This is a genomic window from Nocardioides sp. L-11A, assembly GCA_029961745.1.
In the GTDB taxonomy this organism is placed as follows: domain Bacteria; phylum Actinomycetota; class Actinomycetes; order Propionibacteriales; family Nocardioidaceae; genus Nocardioides.
In genome coordinates, this window is sequence record CP124680.1 from 5,179,748 (window position 1) to 5,199,052 (window position 19,305).

The window sequence follows — 19,305 nt, forward strand, 5'->3', positions numbered from 1 at the left end:
TCTTCCGTCGTCGGTCGACGTCCAGTAATGTATCAAGCACTTGCTTGATTTTCTAGAGGTGTACAGGAGGAACCGATGGACCTGCAGCTGCACGGACGGGTGGCCCTGGTGACCGGAGCCAGCGCCGGGATCGGGCGTGCCACCGCCCTCGCCCTCGCGGCGGAGGGGGCGGACGTCGTCCTCGTCGCCCGTCGGCGCGGCCTCCTCGACGAGCTCGCCGCCGAGGTGACCGAGCTGGCCGGCGACGCGGGCGGGGCCGCGTCCCCCCTCGTGATCGAGGCCGACCTCACCGACCCGCAGGCAGCCACCCGGATCGCCGACACGGTCGCCCGCGAGCGCGGCGGACTGGACGTCCTGGCCAATGTCGCCGGTGCGGCCGAGCAGCCGGGCGACGTCCTCACCGAGGAGCTGTGGCACCGGCAGTTCGAGCTCAACTTCCACTCCAAGCGGCGCCTCACCGACGCCGTCCTGCCGATGCTGCGGTCCAGCGTCAGTGGCCGGGTGGTCAACTTCGTCGGACTGCTGGAGCCGAGCGTCGTGTCGGCCGCGCAGGCGGCGGTCGCCGCGTGCATCCTCTGGTCGAAGGCCCTGTCCCGCTCCGTCGCCCCCGACGGCGTCACCGTCAACTGCATCGCCCCCGGCCGGATCGAGAGCGAGCAGGTCCGGCGCAGCTACCCGACCGAGGAGTCACGCGCCGCGCTGATCCGCAGCCGGATCCCCGCGGGCCGCTTCGGCACCCCCGAGGAGGCCGCCGCCCTCGTCGCCTTCCTCGCCTCCGGGCCGGCGTCGTACATCACCGGCGACCTGTTCAGCGTCGACGGCGGCATGCACTGGTCGATCTAGCGCCGCCAGGCCATCGCTGCCGATCGGATCAGCCTGGTTGATCCGATCGGCAGCGATAGGCCGTCCTCAGAGACCGACGATCTCGGCGTAGCGCCGCATGTCCTTCTCGTAGTTCGCGTCCCCGATCCGCGGGGACACCACGACCTCGTCGATGCCGAGGCGGAAGGCCTCCTCGATGTAGGCGCGGTCGTCCTCCCAGTCCTTCTCGGTGGCGCCCTTGCTGCGGCGACCGACCTTCAGGGAGAGCTCGGACATGTCCCGGCCGGCGGCCTCCATCAGGACGCTGAGCTTCTCGGTGAAGACCTTGATGTCCTCGTGGGTGCGGCTGTAGCCGGCCCAGCCGTCGCCGTACTTCACGATCCGCTCGAGGGTGGCGCGGCTGTTGCCGCCGACGATGACGGGCAGTCGCTTCTGGGCCGGCTTGGGGAAGCAGTAGAGCGGCTCGAACTCGACGAACTCGCCGGAGAAGGTGGTCTCCTCGGCTTCGTCCCACAGGGCGCGCATGGCGGCGAGGTACTCGTTCATCCGCTCGCCACGGCGCTCGAAGGGGACATCGAGCGCGGCGTACTCTTCCTCGGACCAGCCGACGCCCACCCCGAACTGGAACCGGCCGCCGCTGAGCTGGTCGATGCTGGCGACCTGGCGGGCGGTGATGATCGGGTTGCGCTGGGGTACGACGAACACATAGGTGCCGATGCGCAGGGTGGTCGTGGCAGCGGCGATGGCGCCGGCGAGCACGAGGGGGTCGTGGACGCCCAGCATCCGGTGCACCTCCTGGGCGCCGCCGGACTCGTAGGGGTACTGCGAGCTGTAGCTCGGGAAGAAGACGACGTGCTCGGGCAGCCACACGGAGTTGTAGCCGATCTCCTCGATCAGCTGCGCGGCGTCCATCGACCAGCGCCCGTCGCGCGGCCCGGACCCGGGGAAGAGCTCACTGATGCCCAGCTTCACGGCTGGCCTCCTGTCGTGTCGGTCGAGTCGGCCGGCGCGGTCGTGCCGGCCAGCTGCTCCTTGAGGACGTGCTTCATGACCTTCATCCCCGAGTTGCGGGGCAGCTCGTCGAGGAGGAAGAGGTGGACCGGCTTCTTGTAACCGGCCAGCTGCGAGCGGGCGAACTCACGCACCTCGTCGACGGTCAGGCCGGACCCGGGCCGAAGGACGACGGCGGCGGAGACGGCCTCGCCCCAGCGCTCGTCCGGCAGCCCGAAGACGGCGGCCTCGGTGACGTCGTCCATCAGCATGAGAACGCGCTCGACCTCGGCGGGGTACACATTGGCGCCACCGCTGATGATCAGCTCCTGCGCCCGGCCGGTGAGGTAGTAGTAGCCGGCCTCGTCGCGGTAGCCGAGATCGCCGGTGAAGTAGGAGCCGTCGCGCAGCGCGGCCGCGGTCTTCTCCGGCTGGTTGTGGTAGCCGGAGAACATGGTGTCGGCCTCGATCACCAGCTCGCCGACCTCGCCGGCGGGCAGCGGGTTCCCGTCGGCGTCGACGACCCGCATCGAGGAGGTCGGCAGCGGCCGGCCCACGGTCTCGAAGATGCTGTCGGCGCCGCCGAGGCCTCGCCAGTCGGACCGGTTGGTGATGGTGATCGGCCCGACCACCTCGGTCATGCCGTAGGTCTCCACCAGGCGGTCGTCGATGAGGCCGACCAGGTCGGACGCGAGCTCGGGCGGCAGCGGGCCGCCGGAGTGCAGGACCGACTGCAGGGTGTCGAGGGCGGCCGGGTGGAGGCGCAGTGCCTCCATCAGGCCGGGGATGAGCGGGGTCAGGCCGAGCGTGAAGGTCGCCTTGTTCTCGACCATGTGCCGGCCCCACTCGTCGGGAGTGGCGCCGGCGATGAAGGCGACCGTGCCGCCGGTGTAGAAGTGCGGGAAGATCACGCCCCACAGCCCGGACACGAACGACCAGCCGCCCGGGAAGGCGGCGTGCCCCTGGAGCGGGAAGCGGTAGGCGTAGGGCACCAGCTTGATGCAGTTCACGACGGCGCGGTGACTGACCAGGACGCCCTTGGGGAAGCCGGTCGTGCCGCTGGTGTAGCCGACGAGGGCGATGTCCTCCGGCGTCGCGGGGTTCGGCGCCGGGGTGTTCGACGCCGCCGCGAGGACGTCGTCGAAGCACTCCGCGCCGGCCGGCGCGTCGCCGCCGATCGCGAACCAGGCGGCGAGCGCCTTCGTCGTGGTCAGCTCGGCGGCGACGCCCGCGGCGCCGTCGGTGTGCACCAGCGCCACGGCACCGGAGTCGGAGATGACGTAGTCGACCTCGGGCGCGGTGAGCCGGTCGTTGACATGGACGGCGGTGTAGCCGCCCAGGGCCAGGCCGACGTAGACCTCGAGTGACTCGACCCGGTTGGCGCCGAGCATGGCCGCGACGAACGCGCCGGGCGCGACGCCGCGCTCGCGCAGGGCGTGCGCCAGCCGCCAGCCGCGGTCGATGACCTCGCCGAAGGTACGGCGCTCCGCGCCGACCGTGACCGCCACGTTGTCGTGGAAGCGCCGGCCGGCGTTGGCGAACAGGGCTCCGAGGGTGTCGCTCATGCCGGGGTCCCCGGTCGATTCTTCGCGGAGGAGCGAAGCGGGGGAGCGGAGAATCGGGTGGGGTGGTTCATGTGAACTCCTTGAGGTCGAACAGCCGGATGGCGTTGCCGGCGAGGAAGAGCCCGAGCTCGTCGTGGGTGAGGACCGCGGGATCGCCGTCGTACGGCGAGGCGAGGTCTCTGACCATGCTGACCCAGCGCTCCAGGTCCGCGCCGTCCGGGTCCTCCTTGGGACCGCGGATGATGTCGGAGCCGAAGACCAGCCGGTGCGCGCCGACCTGCGCGCGCATCGCACGGACCCGGCGCCGGAACTCCGGGTAGTCGACGGCGGCGACCCGCTGCCACAGCGAGAGCTCGAGGTAGGCGTGCTGCCAGCCGGTCGCGCAGTCGAGCGCCTCGCTCCACCACGCCTCGATGCCGGCGTGGGCGAAGGACACCCGCAGCGCCGGGTACGACGCCAGGAGGGCGCCGATCTCGGCCGGTCGGCAGCGGATCACCTGCAGGGGATCGCCTCCGAGCGGGCTGCAGTGGATGACGGCGGGGATCTCCCGCTCGACCAGCGCCTCGAACAGCCAGGCGTGCGCGGGATCGCGCAGGTCCCAGCCGGCGGCGGGATACAGCTTGAACCCGCGGCAGTGCGGGTGCGCCGCGGCGGCCTCGAACAGGGCGCGGGCGTCGGGGTGCCGCGGGTCGAGGCCGGCGGCGAAGTAGAGCCGACCCTCGTGGCGGGTGCACACGTCCTCGTACCTGGCGTTCAGGTCACGGATCGGCAGGTGCTCGCCGCCGGGGGCGCCGACGATCGTCCAGTCGACGACCGGCACCAGGCCCGCGGCGACGCCCGCCCGGTCGAAGGCGGCCATCGTGAGCATCGCGTCGGGGTCGCTCTGCCCGACCGCGACGTGGGCGAGGATGTCCTCGGGGTCGCGCTCGGGCAGTCGGCGCCCGGCGCCCTGCCGGGCCCAGGCCCGGCGCAGCCCCTCCGGGAGCCAGGTGGCGTCCCAGACGTGCATGTGGGCGTCGATGACGAGGTCGACCACCGCTCAGTCCTTCGCCAGGATGTGCACGCTCGACGCGGCGGTCAGCCAGTCGACGACGCCGCCGCCGATCTGGACCACCGCGCGGCGCGGGTCCTCCAGCTGGAGGTCGCCCGCCTCGCCCCGGAGCTGCTGGACGACGTCGTGGATCTGGGCGAGCCCGCTGGCGCCGAGCGCATGGCCCCGCCCGACCAGGCCCCCGGAGCGGTTGACCGGCATCGCGCCGCCCGCCTCCGTCACGCCCTCCATCGCCCAGCGCTGCTCGTCGCCGGGCGCGCAGAGCCCGACGTCGGTCCAGGCCATCAGCTCGTAGGCGACCGACGCGTCGTGCACCTCGGCGAGGTCCATGTCGGAGGGGCCGAGTCCGGCCTGCTCGTACGCCGCGTGCGCCGACGCCTCGACCGCGTTGGGCGCGTCGGGCTGGTCGGCCGGCGGCCGGGTGGCCATCCGGGAGCCGAGGATGTCGATCGACCGGGCCGAGGCGACCGCCTCGGGCCGGCTGGTGACCACGACCGCGGCGGCGCCGTCGCTGACCGGGGAGCTCATCAGCACGGTCAGCGGCTCGACCACGACGCGGGCGTTGAGGACGTCCTCGGGCGAGCCGCCGAATCGGCGGTGCGCGAAGGGGTTGAGCCGGGCGCTCTCCAGCGACCGCGACGTGACCCGGGCCAGGCCCTCCATCGTCACGCCCCGCTCCTCGAAGAGGGTGGCCGCGAGCCGTGCCTGGCGGTCGACGAACGGGCTGCGCTCCTGGCCGGCGCCGTCGCCGGTCGCGAAGCCCTGCTCGACGTCCATGCCCGCGGCGTAGGCGCTGAAGGTGCGCTGCCGGTCCTCGTGGTTGGCCTTCTCGACGCCGAGGGCGAGCACGGTGTCGTACATCCCCGACGCGACGGCCATCCAGGCGAGGTGCAGCGCGTTGCCGCCGGACGCGCAGGCGTTCTCGACGTTGTGGATCGGGATCCCGGCCAGGCCCATCGGGTAGCCGACGACCTCACCGCGGATGCACTCCTGGCCGGTGATCAGACCGGCCAGCGCGTTGGAGAAGAACATCGCCTGGACGTCCTTGACCGCGATGTCGGCGTCGGCCAGGGCCGCGTCGACCGCGACCTTGCCGAGGTCCTTCATCGACCGGTCCAGGAACTTCCCGAACGGGCTCATTCCGACACCGCTGACGACGACCTTGCTCATCTGCTGCTCCTCCTGTTCACGACACGACTGGGGGGACGGGCCAGGCCGCGCTCACGCCGCCGTCCACGAGAAGGCTCTGGCCGGTCACATAGCCGGCGTCGTCACTCACCAGGAAGGCGACGGCGCCCGCCGCCTCCTCGGGACGGCCCTCACGCCCCATCGGTACGACGGCCGCGCGGGCCGCGCCCGGGGCGTCGCCGAACTCGCGGCGCACCAGCGCGGAGTCGATATTGCCGAGCACGACGGCGTTGGAGCGGATCCCGCGGTCGGCGTACCGGACGGCGACGTGGCGCATGACGGCGAGCTGGGCGGCCTTGGTGGCCTCGTAGGAGAGCGAGCGCCGGCTGCTGTAGACGCCGGCGGTGGACCCGACGAAGGCGAACGCCCCGGAGCCCTGGGCGAGCATCGGGCCGAGTGCGGCCTGCGCGGTCAGCCAGTGGGAGCGGACGTTGACGTCGGAGGCGAGGTCCCAGTCCTCGAGGCTCTGCACCTTCAGCGGCTCCCGGCCCGACAGTCCGACATTGCAGACGACGACGTCGAGCCGGCCGGCGCCGTGGTCGACCGCGGCCGCCACGGCGGCCCGGCAGGAGTCGGGGTCGGCGGCGTCGACCTCGACCGCGAGCCCCGGGCCGCCGAGGTGCGCGACGGTCGCCTCGGCCCGGTCGAGCACCTTGTCGCCGACGACGACCGTGGCACCCTCGGCCGCCAGGCGCAGCGCGATGGCCCGCCCGTTGCCCATCGGCAGGGCCTCGCCCGGCCGGGCCGGGCCGTCGCTCCCACCGCCCAGGACATAGGCGATCCGGCCCTGCAGGCGACCCTCTCCGCCGGTCATCAGTAGCTCCGCGGGAGGCCCAGCACCTGCTGGGCGATGAAGTTGAGGGACATCTCCTGGCTGATCGGCGCCAGCTTCATGATCCGGGCCTCGCGCCAGTAGCGCTCCACGTGGTACTCCTCGGCGTAGCCGAGGCCGCCGTGGGTCTGCACCGCGCGGTCGGCGGCGTCGTAGCCCGCGTCCGCGGCGAGGTACTTCGCCATGTTCGCCTCGGCGCCGCAGGACAGGCCGGCGTCGTACCGACCGGCGGCGACCATGGTCAGCTCCCAGGCGGCCTCCAAGCGCGCGTAGGAGTCGGCCAGCGGGTGGCTGAGCGCCTGGTTGCTGCCGATCGGGCGGTCGAAGACGCGGCGCACCTTGGCGTACTCGGTCGCCCGGCGCAGCGCGGCGTGACCGATGCCGGTGGCCTCCGCGGCGATCAGGATCCGTTCGGGGTTGAGGCCGGCCAGGATGTGCTTGAAGCCCTTGCCCTCCTCGCCGACGAGTCGCCAGCCCTCGACGGGGAGGTCGTCGTAGAACGTCTCGCAGGTGGCGACCGCGTTGCGGCCGGCCTTGGGGATGGGGCGGATGTCGACGTGATCGGGGTCGAGGTCGATCAGGAACAGGCTGAGCCCGTCGAAGCGGCCGGCCTCGGTGTCGGGGGCCGGGGCGGTGCGCGCCAGCATCAGCGCCATCGAGGACTCCAGGGCCTTGCTCGTCCAGATCTTCTGACCGCTGATCCGCCAGCCGTCGCCGTCGCGGACGGCGCGGGTCTTGATCCGGGAGGTGTCGGTGCCGGCGTCCGGCTCGGTGACGGCGAAGGCGACGTGCAGGTCGCCCGCGGCCGCCGCGGGGAGGAAGGTCTCCTTGAGGCGGTCGTTGCCGTACTTGATCACCGGCTGGAGCCCGAAGACGTTCATGTGCAGCGCGGTGCAGCCGTTCATCGCCGCCCCGGAGGCCGCGACCTCGCGGAGCAGGATCGCTGCCTCCGTGACGCCGCGGCCGCCGCCGCCGTACTCCTCGGGGATGGCGAGGCCCACCCAGCCGTCCTTCGCCAGTGCGTCGAAGAACTCCCAGGGGAACCGGTGGTCGCGGTCGCAGGCCGACCAGTAGTCGTCGTCGAATCCGGCGATGCGCTCGCGGATCGCCTTCGCGATCAGCTCGTGCTCGGGGTCGCGCAGCTCACGCATCGGCGGCCGCCGAGAGGAATCCGGTAGGGCGGGGCGTGGGCTTCATCGTCGTCCTTCGTGGGGTGTTCGGGTGAGCGACTCTCGTCGCACAGTAGAGCATGCGCTTGATTAGAATCAAGCGTTTGCTTCACTCAGGTCACAGGTCGATCCCGTACACGTCGAAGGCGTGCCGGGTGTCGCAGTACTCCCGGATCTCGGCCAGTCGGCCCGCCTCCGCGCGCAGCACGAAGACATAGCGGTTCTGGTAGGTCCCACCGCGCCGATGCACGCCGTGGCCCTGCACCTCGACCGCGACCAGACCGCTGCCGGCGACGTCGTCGTCGGTCACGACGCGGTGCGCCCGCAGCCGCAGGCCGTCGGGGAAGGTCGTGCGCAGGGCGCCGATCCGCGGAGCCCGGACGGCGACGGGGACGCGCCCGACGACCACGAGCTCGGCGTCGGGGTCCGCCGGCGCCTCCGGGCCCGCGGTCCGCACCCGGCCGCCGTCGGCCCACCAGGTCGCCGTCGGCGCGCACAGGGCGAGCAGGCGGTCGCCGTCGGCCGCCTCCAGCGCGTCCAGGAAGTCCGCGGCGAGCCGCTCGCCGGGACCCGCCGGGCCGCCGTCCCGCACCTCGGCGAGGACGTCGTCGACCGGCTCCGGTGCACGGGAGCGCCGATCCAGGCCGCGGCCGTCGAAGACCGCGGCGCTGTGCGCCGTGTCGAGGTACTCCCGCAGGGAGGTCACGGTGCCGTCGCGCACGGTGATCACGAAGGCGTACCGGTTGCGGTAGGGCCGCTCCCCCAGGAACAGCCCGTCGCCCTCGACCTCCAGCACGGCGACATCACCGCCGGCGAAGGACCGGCGCACGTGCTGACGTACGCCGCCGGGGAAGCGCTCCGGCACCGAGCGGAGCAGGTCGCACTTGGCCTGCGCCGGCATCAGCCCGTGCAGCGGCCACGGCCGGTCGTCGCCCGGGTCGACGTCGAGGAGGCCCGCGGCGCGGTCGAGCCCGGTGTCGACCCACCAGGTGCCGTCCGGCGCGAAGCAGCGGCGCACGCCCTCCGCGTCGTTCGCGTCCAGCGCCGCCATCAGGCGCAGCGCCGGAGCGAGGGCTCCGCGATCGGCCGTCCGGGACTCGGGCATCGGCTCAGGCTCCGGCGCGGTCGCCGTCCGACAGCAGGTCCACGAGGACGCCGAGCTCCTGCTGGAAGGAGGTCATCACCTCGGCCAGGTCGGGGTCGTTCACGCTGTCCCAGCTGTCGCGCAGCGCCTCGGGCGTGACCTCGCGGGAGAAGAAGCCGGGCGTCTGGGCCACCACGACCCGCGCCACCCGGCCCCCACCGACGTTGTAGACCTCGCCGGTCGTCTCGCACTCGGCGGCGGCCAGCCACAGCACCAGCGGCGCCACCAGGCTCGGGTCGAGGCGGTCGGCCAGGTCACCGAGCAGGTTCTCGGTCATCCGGGTCCGCGCGCCCGGCTCGATGGCGTTGACCTGGATGCCGCTGCGGGCACCCTCGATCGCGAGGGTCTTCGTCACCCCCCAGATGCCGGCCTTGGCCGCCGCGTAGTTGGTCTGGCCGAAGTTGCCGAAGATGCCGGCCGCGGACGTCGTGTTGATGATCCGCCCGTACCCCTGCTCGGCCATGACCGGCCAGGCCGCCTTGCTCATCCAGATCGTGCCGCCGAGGTGGACGTCGAGGACCGGGCCGACCTCCTCGGGGGTCAGCTTCGCCATCGACCGGTCGCGCAGGATGCCGGCGTTGTTGACCAGGACGTCGAGGCGCCCGTAGGTGTCGGTCGCGGTGGCGACGATCCGCGACGCGCCCTCGAGGGTGCTCACGTCGTTGGTGTCGGCGATCGCGGTGCCGCCGGCCGCGCGGATCTCCTCGACGACCTGCTCGGCGGGCGACGCCTCGCCGCCCGCGCCGTCGAGGGCGCCGCCGCGGTCGTTGACGATCACCGCGGCACCGCGCGCGCCGAGCAGCAGGGCGTGCTCGCGGCCGAGGCCACGTCCCGCGCCGGTGACGACGGCGACACGACCGTCCAGCCTGATCTCGCTCATGGGGTGGGACTCCTTCTGGGTTCGGACCGGGTTTCGTACCGGGTTCGACGGGTCAGCCGAAGAGGGCGGACATGACCTCCGCGCGGCCGCGGACGGCGTCCGCAGTGCCGTCGGTGACGATCTGGCCGCGCTGCATCACGTAGACACGCTCGCTGACGGCCAGGGCGAGCTCGGCGTTCTGCTCGACGAGCAGGATCGTCGCGCCGCTGTTGTGCAGGGTCTCGATGGTCTGGAACAGGATGTCGACGATCGACGGCGCGAGGCCCATCGACGGCTCGTCGAGCAGCAGCACCTCGGGCCGGGTCATCAGCGCGCGGCCGAAGGCGAGCATCTGCTGCTCGCCTCCGCTCATCGACGCGGCGAGCTGGTCGCGCCGGTCCGCGAGCCGCGGGAAGAGGTCGAAGACCTCGGCCAGCTGCTCCTTCTGCTGGGCCTTGGTGCTGCGCCCGCTGTACGACGACAGCTCGAGGTTCTCGAGCACGGTCAGCGGCGGAGCCACCCGGCGGCCCTCGGCCACCAGGGCGACGCCGGAGCGGACCACCTTGTGGCAGGCCCAGCCGGTGATGTCCCGGCCGCCGACCGTGACCGTCCCGCCGGACGGCTTGTGCAGTCCGGCGATGGTGTTCAGCGTGGTCGTCTTGCCGGCGCCGTTCGAGCCGATGAGGGCGACCAGGGTTCCCTGGGCGACCTCGATGTCGACCTCACGAACCGCCGGGACCGCGCCGTGCGCGGCGGAGAGTCGCGATACGCGCAGCATCGGATCGCTTTCCAAAGTAGGCCTCCTTGACCTCGTCCTGCTCCAGGCACCACGTCGGCGCACCCTCGGCGAGGAGTGCACCGGAGTTCATGACCGAGACGGTCTCGCAGAACTCCTCGACGAGCCGCATGTTGTGCTCGATGAGGATCAGCGTCAGGCCGAGCTCGCGGAGCTCGACCAGCAGGCGGCCGACCTCCTCGGACTCGACGTCGTTCATGCCCGCGGTGGGCTCGTCCAGGAGCAGCACCTTGGGGTTGGTCGCGAGCGCCCGGGCGATCTCGACGCGGCGCTGGTCGCCGTACGACAGCGTCTCGGCGAGCGCCGAGTGCGGCGCCCGGCAGCCGACCTTCTCGAGGAGCTCGCCCGCGCGCTCGCGCATCTCCCGGCGCTCGCGCCGCTCGGTCGGGCTCATCAGGATCGCGCCCGCGATCGTGGAGCTGCGCTGCATGTAGGCGCCGGCCACCACGGTCTCGAGGACGGTCAGGCCGGGGAACAGCCGGATGTTCTGGTAGGTCCGCGCCACGCCGCGACGGGCGATCTGGAAGGGCTGCATCCGGGTGACGTCCTGGCCGAACACGTCGATCCGGCCGGAGTCGGCCTGGATGAAGCCGCTGACCATGTTGAGCACGGTGGTCTTGCCCGCGCCGTTGGGGCCGAGGATGCCGTGGATCCGGCGCGGAGGCACCTGGATCGTCACGTCGTCGACGGCCTTGAGGCCGCCGAACGCCTTGGTCAGGCCGACGATGTCGACCGCCAGGCCGCTCACGAGGCCACCTCCGCCCGGACGGTGGGCTGCGGGTCGCGGGGATCCGGGCCGTCCGGCTCGGCGCCACCGCCCTTCGGGCGCCACCAGCGCGAGCGCACCAGCCGCAGCCGGCGTACGTCGACCAGGCCGCGCGGCATGTAGATGATGATCAGCACGAGCAGCACGCCGGTGACGACGCGGTCGTACTCGCCCATCGGCTCGCGCAGCAGCTCCGGCAGGATCGTGAAGACGACCGCGCCGACGATCGGACCGAGCCAGTGGAAGGCACCGCCGAGGACGACCGCCGCGAGGGTGACGAAGCCCAGGTGCGTGTAGAAGGTGTCCGGCCCGATGTACTGCAGGAAGCTGGACTGCAGGATGCCCGCGACGCCGCCGAGGGCACCGGAGATGATCATGCCGACGAACTGGATGCGGCGCGGCGAGATCGCCAGCGTCTCCGCGACGGCGGGGTCCTCGCGGACGGCGTCCGCCGCGAGACCGAAGCGCGACCCGGCGAGCCGCGCCATCACATAGGCCGCGACGACCAGGGTCCCGATCAACCAGGCCCAGGTGCCGAGGTCGCCGGGCACCAGGGTGCCGGTCGCGCCGCCGGTGTACTCGGTCAGGTTGAGGATCAGGACCCGTCCGATCAGCACCATGGCGATGGTGGCCATCGCCAGGTAGTGGCTGTCGAGCCGGATCAGCAGGCCGGCGGTCAGCGCGCCGAGGCCGGCGCCGAGGGCGGCACCGAGGAGCAGGCCGAGGAACGGCGAGAGGCCGAGCGTGCCGGCGGCGTACCCGAAGGTGAACGCGCTGACCGCGCCGAAGAAGACCGGCGCCAGGCTCAGCACGCCCGTCCACAGGGAGGCGTAGATCGCCAGGGCGAAGAGCGCGTTCACCCCGGCGAACTGCAGGGTGATCATCCAGGCTGTTGTGCTCACGAGTCGTTCTCCTTGCTCAGGCTCGGACGAGCTGTCGTTCGCCGAAGATGCCCTGCGGCCGGAACACGAGGACGACCAGCAGGACGCCGAAGGTGATCGCGTCGCGGAAGCCGGACGAGATGTACTGCGCGCTCATCACCTCGAGCACCCCGATGGCGACACCGAGCAGGGCGGCGCCGCGGATGTCGCCGTACCCGCCGACGACGACCGCCGCGAAGCCCTTGAGCAGCAGCGCCTCCCCGATGCCGAACGAGACGTTGTTGTCGGACAGCGCGGCGAGGATGCCGGCCAGCCCGGCGATCGCGGCGGCGAGGAAGGCCACGGCGATCAGGGTGCGGCGGGCGTTGACGCCGACGATGGTCGCCGAGCGCGGGTCGACCGAGACCGCCCGCACCGCCGCGCCGAAGCGACTGCGGGTGAGCAGCAGGTGGACGGCCGTCACGATCACGACGAGTGCGATCACGCTGATCACCTGCGCCGGCAGGAGCAGCAGCCCGGCGACCCGGATCGGCTCGGTCGGGACCGACTCGGTCGGGTAGCTCGTCGCCGTCGGGCCGCTGAAGGCCTCGGCGAGGGTGAGCAGCACGATCCAGATGCCGATGCTGGCGATGATCGGCGCGAAGGTGCCGGCATTGCGCTTGCGCAGCGGCTCGAACGCGATCAGGTCGGCGGCCACGCCCAACGCACCGGCGAAGACGACGCCGAGGACGAGCGCGAGCCAGAAGCTGATCCCGTGCTCGAAGACCAGCCAGTACGACGACAGGGCGCCCCAGGTCGCGAACGTGCCGTGGGCGACGTTGAGGATGCCCATCTTGGCCAGGATCAGCGAGAACCCGACCGCGAAGAGCGCATAGATCGACCCGAGTGCGATGCCGTTGAGCAGCTGTTGCATCAGCAGTTGCACGGAACGGTCCCTCCTTCTGGCGAGCGACGCCGAGTCCGGTCCCGTCGCTGAATCAAGCGCTCGCTTGAAGTGCAAGTAAGCCACGTCACAACCGCCCTGTCAAGACGTGAATCAAGCACTTGCTTAAATCGGTTCCGCGGACTACGTTCGCCGATGCCCCGCGACCACCGGTGAGCCCGGTGGACGACCCGAGAACGACCGCGGGAGCGACCCGCGACGACCGCGACAGGAGGTGGCGCTCGTGCCGCTGCCCACCCGCAGCACGCCGGCCGAGGCCGTGCGCCTGATCCCGCCCGGAGCCGCGATCGTGGCCTCCCCCGGGTGCGGGACGCCCGAGACCCTGCTCACCGAGCTGGGCGCCGCGGCCGACCTGCTGGACCGGCCGACGCTCTACTCCGGCCTGCAGCTCGGCGGCTACCCCTTCCTCGACGCCGCCGCCGCGGGCCTGCTGCGCTACCGCACCTGGCATCCCTACGGGCCTGCCCGCGCCGCACTGGCGCCCGGCAGCGTGGACTACGTCCCGGCACGCGGATCCGCCGTACCGGGGCTGCTCGACCAGTGGGAGACCTCGGTCGCGCTGGTCCGGGTCTCCCCGCCCGACCGCAACGGCTGGTGCAGCCTCGGACCGTCCGCCAGCTATGTCTGCCACGCGGTCGCCCGCGCGGCGCTCGTCATCGCCGAGGTGGACCCGCTGACGCCCCGCACGACCGGCGACTCGATGCTCCACGTCTCGCAGCTCGACGTCCTGGTCGACGCCGGCACGCCGCCCTGCACCTTCCCCGCCGCCGTCCGCGACGAGGTCAGCGACCGGGTCGCGGCCCACGTGCTCGGCCTGCTGCCGCCCGAGCCGACCCTCCAGCTCGGCATCGGCGCGATCCCCGAGGCGCTCACCGCCTTCCTCGCCGAGAGCGGCGTCGGGCCGGTGCGCATCGTCGGCATGGGCAACGACGCCATGGTCGACCTCTTCGAGCGCGGGCTGCTGCGCTGGACCGACACCGGCGAGACCCCCGCCATCTCCGCCGCCGAGCTGATGGGCACCCGCACGCTGATGGAGTTCGCCGACGGCAACCCCGCGATCGTCCTGCGCGACAGCCGCTTCGCCCACGCTCCGCGGGCGCTCGCCCGGATCCCGCGGCTGGTCGCGGTGAACTCGGCGATCGAGGTCGACCTCGCCGGCCAGGTCGGCTCCGAACTGGTCCGCAGCCGCCAGGTCTCCGGGATCGGCGGCAGCGCCGACTTCGTCGAGGCCGGTTTCGGCTCCGACGGCGGGCTGTCGGTGATCGCGCTCCCGTCGACGACCCCCGACGGCCGGCACAGCCGGATCGTGCCCCGCCTCGGCGCGGACGTCGTCTCGCTGGCGCGGCACACCCCCGACGCTGTGGTCACGGAGTACGGCGTCGCCTGGCTCCGCGGCCGCACCGAGGCCGAGCGCATCGAGGCCCTCGTGGCCGTCGCGCACCCCGACCACCGGGACGGCCTGCTCACCACCACCGAACCCTGACGGAGCCAGGAGGCACCATGACCGTCCACACCCGCCGCGGCCGCTACTACGAGGAGATGATCCCGGGCGACGTGTTCAAGCACGAGCCCGGACGCACCATCACCGAGGCCGACAACGTGCTGTTCTGCAGCCTGACCCTCAACACCCAGACCCTGCACCTCGACGCGGTGAAGTCGGCCGAGTCGGAGTTCGGCCAGCGGCTGGTCAACAGCCTGCTCACGCTGGGCATCGTGTGCAGCATCGGCGTACCGGACCTCACGCAGAAGACGACGATCGCCAACCTCGGCTTCCAGCAGATCGCCTTCCCCGCGCCCGTCTTCATCGGCGACACGCTCTACTGCGAGACCGAGATCAAGGACCGTCGGCCGTCGGCGTCCCGGCCGGGGCAGGGCATCGTCACGCTCGAGCACCGCGGCCTCAACCAGGACGGCGTCGTGGTGTGCACGGCGGTGCGCTCCGCCCTCGTGAAGTTCCTCCCCGAGGGCGAGACCGCGCTCGCCTGACCCGATCGGAGGACCGGCATGACCACTCCCCTCACCACCCCCGATCCGGCCACGGAGCTCGCGGCCCGACTGCAGCGCCTGGAGCGCCTGGAGCGGCGGATCACCGAACTCGAGAGCGTGCGTGCGATCGAGGCCCTCGCCAGCCGCTACCACACGCTGTGCGACGGCGGCTGGGCCGGGCCGAGCCATGCCGACGTCGACGCGCTCGCCGACCTCTGGCTGCCCGACGGCGTCTACTGCATCAACGCCGCCCGGCCACCGTGCCGCGGCCGAGCCGAGATCCGCGAGCAGTTCGTCCGGCTGCGGACGTCCATGCCGTGGATCCTGCACACCTTCACCAACAGCGAGATCGACGTCGCCGACGACGGCGACCGGGCGACCGGGACCTTCAAGGGCATCGCCTACTACCGGCGCGACGCGGGCAGCCACGTCGTGGTCGGCACCTACGTCGGCGAGTTCGTGCGCACCGCCGACGGATGGCGGTTCGCCTCCTGGGTCGCGGACCTGGCACACGGCTCCGTGCTGACGCCGCCGACGGAGGAGGAGGGATGAGCCTGCCGAGCGGACGCTGGGGCGCCTGGTCCAGCGCGCTCCGGCTGCGCGAGAGCGCCGCGGCCCAGGACGCCGCGGCGGCGCTGGAGGAGGCGGGCTGCTCGGCGCTGTGGATGACCGGTGGGCTCGGCGATCCCTTCCCGCGCGTGACGGAGCTGCTCGCGGCGACGTCCCGCATCGTGGTCGCCACCGGGATCCTGAGCATCTGGACGATGCCGGCCGACGAGGTCGCGACCGCGGTCCGCGCGCTGCCGGACCCCGACCGGTTCCTGCTCGGGCTCGGGGTCAGCCACGCCCAGCTGGTCGACCACGCCGACCCGGGCCGCTACCGGCGGCCGCTGAGCCGGATGCGCGCCTACCTCGACGAGCTCGACGCCGCCGGCGGTCCCGACGCCGGCGACCGGGTCCTGGCGGCCCTCGGCCCCCGGATGCTCGACCTCGCCGCCACCCGGGCCGCCGGCGCGCATCCGTACCTGACGACGCCGGAGCACACCTCCCTCGCCCGGACGGCACTCGGCCCGGCGGCGTACCTCGCGCCGACGCAGATGGTGGTCCTCGAGGCGGACCCCGAGCTCGCCCGGAGCGCCGCCCGTCGTCACCTCGCGATGTACCTCGGCCAGCCGAACTACCGCTCCAGCTGGGAGCGTCTCGGCTTCACCGAGGAGGACGCCGCGCACGGCGGCTCGGACCGCCTCATCGACGCCCTCGTCGCCTGGGGCGAGCCCGAGCGGGTGGCCGAGCGGCTCCACGAGCACGTCGCCGCCGGTGCCGACCACGTCTGTCTGCAGGTGCTCGACCGGCAGGCCGGCTGGAAGGACCAGGCCCTCCCGGTCGCCGACTGGCAGCGCCTCCTTGCCGCCCTCGCCGCCTGATCCGGCCCGCCCCCGATCCAGATCGACCCGGCGCGTTTGAACGCGCCGGGTCGGCGTCTCTCAGGCGTTCAGATGCGCCGGTTCGGCGTCTCTCAGACGTTCAGATGCGCCGGGTCGGTGGGAATCAGGCGGACCACGGGGCGAGCGAGCCGCCCTCACCCCAGACCAGGTACTGCCCGGGCTCCTCGACCTCGGCCTGGCCGTCGGCGTAGCTCAACGAGCCGTAGACCGAGACCTGCTCCTCGACCGCGGTGAGCGCCGCGGCGACCTTCTCCGGGTCACCGCTGCCGGCGTCGCGGATGGCGGTGGCGACCAGCCACATGGCGGTGTAGCCCTGGGCGGCGAACATGTCGGGCGCCGCGCCGTACTCCTCCTCGTACGCGGCCGCGAACTCCGCGCCCTCGTCGTTGACGGTGAAGGCGGCGCTGAACGGGGTCGGGAAGATCGTGCCGGCCAGGTCGCCGCCGGACGCGTCGTACGCCGCCCGGCTGTCGGCCCCGACATTGGAGACGATGGGCTTGTCGTAGCCGCGGCTGCGCAGCGCCTTCGCGAGGTTCGCGGTCGAGGAGCCGATGGTGCTGGCGACCACGACGTCGGGATCGATGCTGGCGATCTCGGTCGCGACGGCGGTGAAGGACGTCTCGGCGGTGCCGACCCGGATCGTCTTGGCCAGGTCGACGCCGTTGCGCTCCAGTCCGGCCTCGTAGACCGCGGCGTCCTGCACCATGGCGTCGTTGTCGTCGTTGACGACCATGACGGCGTCGGCGAAGTCGCCCGCCGGCAGCACGGTGTCGAGGAACTGGTCGTACATCCCGCCGGGCGCCGAGGGCACCTCGAAGGGCCGGAACAGGTACGGCGGATCGGCCAGGTCGTCGAGGATGGAGACGGTCACGACGCCGGGCACGGTGCTCTCCCGCAGCAGCGGCGACAGCGCACCGGCCTCGCCGCCGAGGGTGCAGCAGAGCACGGCGGAGGCGTCGTCGGCCTCGAGCTGGCGGTAGGCGGCGATCGCCTTGCCCGGGTCGCCCGCGGTGTCGACGATCTCCAGCTCGATCTGCGAGCCGTCGCCGAGGAAGTCGCTCTCGTTGATCTCCGCGACGGCGAGCTCGATCCCCTGCGCCACCGGCTTGCCGGCGAAGGCGCCGGCGCCGGACTGCACGATCGGCGCCCCGACGAGGTACGTCGTGGCGCCGCCCTCGTCGTCCGAGGAGGAGCATCCCGCGAGGACGCTGCCGGCGACGGCGAGGGCGGTCAGGGCTCCGGCGGTGCGGACGGCTCGGCGCATGGGTGGATCTCCTGTCGGGTGGAGCTCGGGAGTGGGGAGCTCAGAGGGTGGCTGCGCTGCCGAGCACGAGCGTGCCGGAGCTCATGAACATGCCGCCGACGCCGGTGCAGACGCTGACGTCGACGCCGTCGACCTGGGCGGGAGCGGTGCCGCGGACCTGACGCACGGACTCCTGGATGGCGAACATGCCGTACATCCCGGTGTGGGTGTAGGACAGGCCGCCGCCGTTGGTGTTCATCGGCAGGCTGCCACCCGGGGCGGTGTGGCCGTCCTCGATGAATGCCGGCGCCTCTCCCCGGCCGACGAAGCCGAGGTCCTCGAGGCCGTAGACCGGGACGTGTGCGAAGGCGTCGTAGATCATCAGGTGGTCGACGTCGGCGTGCGCGACGCCCGACTGGGCGAGGGCACGCTCGCCGCCGATGCGGATCGCCCGCGACGACGTGAGGCTCTCCAGGCCGGAGACGACCGACGACTCGCTGGACTCGCCGGCGCCGAGGACGTAGACGGGCGGCTGGGGCAGGTCGAGCGAGCGGGCCCGCTCGGCCGAGGTGAGCACGAGCGCACCGCCACCGTCGGTGACCAGGCAGCAGTGCAGCAGGTGCACCGGATCGGCGATGACGGGTGAGGCGAAGACGTCCTCGACGGTGATCGGGTCGCGCAGCTTGGCGCGCGGGTTCATGGCGGCCCACTGGCGCTGCACGACGGGCACCAGCGCGAGCTGCTCACGGGTCATGCCGTACTCCGCCATGTAGCGGCGCACGCCCATCGGGAACAGCGACGGCGCACCCACCGGTCCGTGCGGCACCTCCAGCTGCCCCATGAACGACTGCGGCGCGGGCGCCCACGGCGTCATGCCGATCCGCGAGCGGCCGGACTCGCCGTGGGTGACCAGCACCGTCTCGCACAGGCCCGCGCTGATCGCGGCCATGGCGTGCCGCACGTGCAGCATGTACGACGAGCCGCCGACGTTGGTGCCGTCGAGGTACTCCGGAACGATGCCCAGGTAGTCGGCGACGTCATTGGGCAGCTCGCCGGCCGAGGCGACGCCGTCGACGTCGGCGGGGGTGAGGCCGCAGTCGGCCAGCGCGTTGAGCGCGGCGTCGACGTGCAGCTCCAGGGCGGACTTGTCGGGGATCTTCCCCAGGTCGGTGCTCTCGGCGGCGCCGACGATCGCGATCGCCCCGCGCAGGCCGGCTCCACGCGCGCTCATCGGCCGGCCTCCTTGAGCTCGAAGCAGACGACGCGGCGCTCGCCGCGCTCCTCGAAGGCCACCCGCACGGGCGCGTCGACCTCCAGCCGGTCGGGTGCGTCGGTGCGGACGATCCCGGTCAGGCGCGGCCCCTCCGCGAGCGCGACGACACCGAGGGCGTACGGCGCCTCGAACCCCGCCGGGGCACGGTGGTTGACGACGAACGACAGCAGGACGCCGGTGCCCGCCGCCGGGATCAGCTCGACCGCGCGGGCACCGCAGCGCGGGCAGCTGCTGCGCGGGTGGAGGAAGAACGAGGCGCACGCCGTGCAGCGGGGCACGGTCAGCTCACCGGCGTCGATCCGGTCGAACCACTCCTGGGTGTCCGGGGTGGGCAGCGGAACGGGTTTCACGG

The 19,305-nt window shown here is 72.5% G+C and carries 20 protein-coding genes; 5 read left to right on the forward strand and 15 right to left on the reverse strand.

All coding sequences use genetic code 11. The features are described 5' to 3' along the window. Window positions 1-75: 75 nt before the first annotated feature. A complete protein-coding gene (locus QJ852_24770; GenBank protein WGX96347.1) occupies window positions 76-843 on the forward strand; it encodes an SDR family oxidoreductase in 768 nt (255 codons plus the stop codon). Between the two features lie 66 nt (window positions 844-909). Here the strand turns inward: QJ852_24770 and QJ852_24775 are convergent, their stop codons facing one another. The 12 genes from QJ852_24775 to QJ852_24830 all read right to left on the reverse strand — a co-directional run bounded on the left by QJ852_24775 (window position 910) and on the right by QJ852_24830 (window position 12,988). Further along, window positions 910-1,794 carry an LLM class F420-dependent oxidoreductase gene (locus QJ852_24775; protein ID WGX96348.1) on the reverse strand — a complete coding sequence of 295 codons (885 nt, stop codon included), beginning with the start codon at window positions 1,792-1,794 and terminating at the stop codon, window positions 910-912. Continuing rightward, on the reverse strand, window positions 1,791-3,377 hold the full coding sequence (locus QJ852_24780; protein WGX96349.1) for an AMP-binding protein: 1,587 nt from the start codon (window positions 3,375-3,377) through the stop codon (window positions 1,791-1,793). The genes QJ852_24775 and QJ852_24780 overlap by 4 nt, the downstream gene beginning before the upstream one ends. 67 nt (window positions 3,378-3,444) lie before the next feature. Further along, on the reverse strand, window positions 3,445-4,413 hold the full coding sequence (locus QJ852_24785; GenBank protein WGX96350.1) for an amidohydrolase family protein: 969 nt from the start codon (window positions 4,411-4,413) through the stop codon (window positions 3,445-3,447). A gap of 3 nt (window positions 4,414-4,416) precedes the next feature. After that, window positions 4,417-5,598, reverse strand: coding sequence for a thiolase family protein (locus QJ852_24790; protein WGX96351.1), 1,182 nt, complete (start codon window positions 5,596-5,598; stop codon window positions 4,417-4,419). A 16-nt stretch (window positions 5,599-5,614) separates the two neighbouring features. Next, window positions 5,615-6,430, reverse strand: a complete 816-nt coding sequence (locus QJ852_24795) for an SDR family NAD(P)-dependent oxidoreductase (GenBank protein ID WGX96352.1) — start codon at window positions 6,428-6,430, stop codon at window positions 5,615-5,617. Then, a complete protein-coding gene (locus tag QJ852_24800) occupies window positions 6,430-7,599 on the reverse strand; it encodes an acyl-CoA dehydrogenase family protein (protein ID WGX96353.1) in 1,170 nt (389 codons plus the stop codon). Before QJ852_24800 ends, QJ852_24795 begins: the two co-directional genes overlap by 1 nt. A 136-nt stretch (window positions 7,600-7,735) precedes the next feature. Further along, window positions 7,736-8,722: a nuclear transport factor 2 family protein gene (locus tag QJ852_24805; GenBank protein ID WGX96354.1), complete on the reverse strand. Its 987-nt coding sequence runs from the start codon at window positions 8,720-8,722 to the stop codon at window positions 7,736-7,738. 4 nt (window positions 8,723-8,726) lie between these two features. Continuing rightward, on the reverse strand, window positions 8,727-9,641 hold the full coding sequence (locus QJ852_24810; protein WGX96355.1) for an SDR family NAD(P)-dependent oxidoreductase: 915 nt from the start codon (window positions 9,639-9,641) through the stop codon (window positions 8,727-8,729). 52 nt (window positions 9,642-9,693) lie between these two features. After that, entirely contained in the window at window positions 9,694-10,398 is a 705-nt protein-coding gene (locus tag QJ852_24815; GenBank protein WGX96356.1) for an ABC transporter ATP-binding protein, read from the reverse strand. Next, the gene (locus tag QJ852_24820) at window positions 10,343-11,164 is read right to left on the reverse strand and encodes an ABC transporter ATP-binding protein (GenBank protein ID WGX96357.1); all 822 of its coding nucleotides are present in this window, start codon (window positions 11,162-11,164) and stop codon (window positions 10,343-10,345) included. Before QJ852_24820 ends, QJ852_24815 begins: the two co-directional genes overlap by 56 nt. Then, window positions 11,161-12,084 carry a branched-chain amino acid ABC transporter permease gene (locus QJ852_24825; protein ID WGX96358.1) on the reverse strand — a complete coding sequence of 308 codons (924 nt, stop codon included), beginning with the start codon at window positions 12,082-12,084 and terminating at the stop codon, window positions 11,161-11,163. Before QJ852_24825 ends, QJ852_24820 begins: the two co-directional genes overlap by 4 nt. Window positions 12,085-12,100: 16 nt before the next feature. Beyond that, window positions 12,101-12,988, reverse strand: a complete 888-nt coding sequence (locus QJ852_24830) for a branched-chain amino acid ABC transporter permease (protein ID WGX96359.1) — start codon at window positions 12,986-12,988, stop codon at window positions 12,101-12,103. A gap of 241 nt (window positions 12,989-13,229) precedes the next feature. Between QJ852_24830 and QJ852_24835 the strand changes: the two genes are divergently transcribed. The 4 genes from QJ852_24835 to QJ852_24850 are packed head-to-tail and all read left to right on the forward strand — an operon-like array spanning window position 13,230 to window position 16,416. Further along, the gene (locus QJ852_24835; protein ID WGX96360.1) at window positions 13,230-14,489 is read left to right on the forward strand and encodes an acetyl-CoA hydrolase/transferase C-terminal domain-containing protein; all 1,260 of its coding nucleotides are present in this window, start codon (window positions 13,230-13,232) and stop codon (window positions 14,487-14,489) included. Window positions 14,490-14,506: 17 nt separating this feature from the next. After that, window positions 14,507-14,992 carry a MaoC family dehydratase gene (locus QJ852_24840; GenBank protein ID WGX96361.1) on the forward strand — a complete coding sequence of 162 codons (486 nt, stop codon included), beginning with the start codon at window positions 14,507-14,509 and terminating at the stop codon, window positions 14,990-14,992. An 18-nt stretch (window positions 14,993-15,010) separates the two neighbouring features. Continuing rightward, window positions 15,011-15,544, forward strand: coding sequence for a nuclear transport factor 2 family protein (locus tag QJ852_24845; GenBank protein ID WGX96362.1), 534 nt, complete (start codon window positions 15,011-15,013; stop codon window positions 15,542-15,544). After that, the gene (locus QJ852_24850; GenBank protein ID WGX96363.1) at window positions 15,541-16,416 is read left to right on the forward strand and encodes a TIGR03620 family F420-dependent LLM class oxidoreductase; all 876 of its coding nucleotides are present in this window, start codon (window positions 15,541-15,543) and stop codon (window positions 16,414-16,416) included. Before QJ852_24845 ends, QJ852_24850 begins: the two co-directional genes overlap by 4 nt. A 124-nt stretch (window positions 16,417-16,540) precedes the next feature. On the opposite strand, the gene QJ852_24855 is transcribed toward QJ852_24850, so the two are convergent. From QJ852_24855 to QJ852_24865, 3 genes are read right to left on the reverse strand one after another with little or no spacing between them, the layout of a single operon-like run. Continuing rightward, window positions 16,541-17,701, reverse strand: coding sequence for an ABC transporter substrate-binding protein (locus QJ852_24855; protein WGX96364.1), 1,161 nt, complete (start codon window positions 17,699-17,701; stop codon window positions 16,541-16,543). Window positions 17,702-17,741: 40 nt separating this feature from the next. Further along, the gene (locus tag QJ852_24860) at window positions 17,742-18,911 is read right to left on the reverse strand and encodes a thiolase (protein WGX96365.1); all 1,170 of its coding nucleotides are present in this window, start codon (window positions 18,909-18,911) and stop codon (window positions 17,742-17,744) included. Then, window positions 18,908-19,303 carry an OB-fold domain-containing protein gene (locus QJ852_24865; protein ID WGX96366.1) on the reverse strand — a complete coding sequence of 132 codons (396 nt, stop codon included), beginning with the start codon at window positions 19,301-19,303 and terminating at the stop codon, window positions 18,908-18,910. The genes QJ852_24860 and QJ852_24865 overlap by 4 nt, the downstream gene beginning before the upstream one ends. Window positions 19,304-19,305 lie beyond the last annotated feature (2 nt).

Excerpts from the sequence above, each read along its gene's own strand:
- QJ852_24840 (WGX96361.1), top strand. The coding sequence starts at position 14,507 with ATGACCGTCCACACCCGCCGCGGCCGCTACTACGAGGAGATGATCCCG.
- QJ852_24860 (WGX96365.1), bottom strand. The coding sequence starts at position 18,911 with ATGAGCGCGCGTGGAGCCGGCCTGCGCGGGGCGATCGCGATCGTCGGC.
- QJ852_24795 (WGX96352.1), bottom strand. The coding sequence starts at position 6,430 with ATGACCGGCGGAGAGGGTCGCCTGCAGGGCCGGATCGCCTATGTCCTG.
- QJ852_24815 (WGX96356.1), bottom strand. The coding sequence starts at position 10,398 with ATGCTGCGCGTATCGCGACTCTCCGCCGCGCACGGCGCGGTCCCGGCG.
- QJ852_24805 (WGX96354.1), bottom strand. The coding sequence starts at position 8,722 with ATGCCCGAGTCCCGGACGGCCGATCGCGGAGCCCTCGCTCCGGCGCTG.
- QJ852_24780 (WGX96349.1), bottom strand. The coding sequence starts at position 3,377 with ATGAGCGACACCCTCGGAGCCCTGTTCGCCAACGCCGGCCGGCGCTTC.
- QJ852_24845 (WGX96362.1), top strand. The coding sequence starts at position 15,011 with ATGACCACTCCCCTCACCACCCCCGATCCGGCCACGGAGCTCGCGGCC.
- QJ852_24810 (WGX96355.1), bottom strand. The coding sequence starts at position 9,641 with ATGAGCGAGATCAGGCTGGACGGTCGTGTCGCCGTCGTCACCGGCGCG.
- QJ852_24855 (WGX96364.1), bottom strand. The coding sequence starts at position 17,701 with ATGCGCCGAGCCGTCCGCACCGCCGGAGCCCTGACCGCCCTCGCCGTC.
- QJ852_24770 (WGX96347.1), top strand. The coding sequence starts at position 76 with ATGGACCTGCAGCTGCACGGACGGGTGGCCCTGGTGACCGGAGCCAGC.
- QJ852_24800 (WGX96353.1), bottom strand. The coding sequence starts at position 7,599 with ATGCGTGAGCTGCGCGACCCCGAGCACGAGCTGATCGCGAAGGCGATC.
- QJ852_24850 (WGX96363.1), top strand. The coding sequence starts at position 15,541 with ATGAGCCTGCCGAGCGGACGCTGGGGCGCCTGGTCCAGCGCGCTCCGG.
- QJ852_24790 (WGX96351.1), bottom strand. The coding sequence starts at position 5,598 with ATGAGCAAGGTCGTCGTCAGCGGTGTCGGAATGAGCCCGTTCGGGAAG.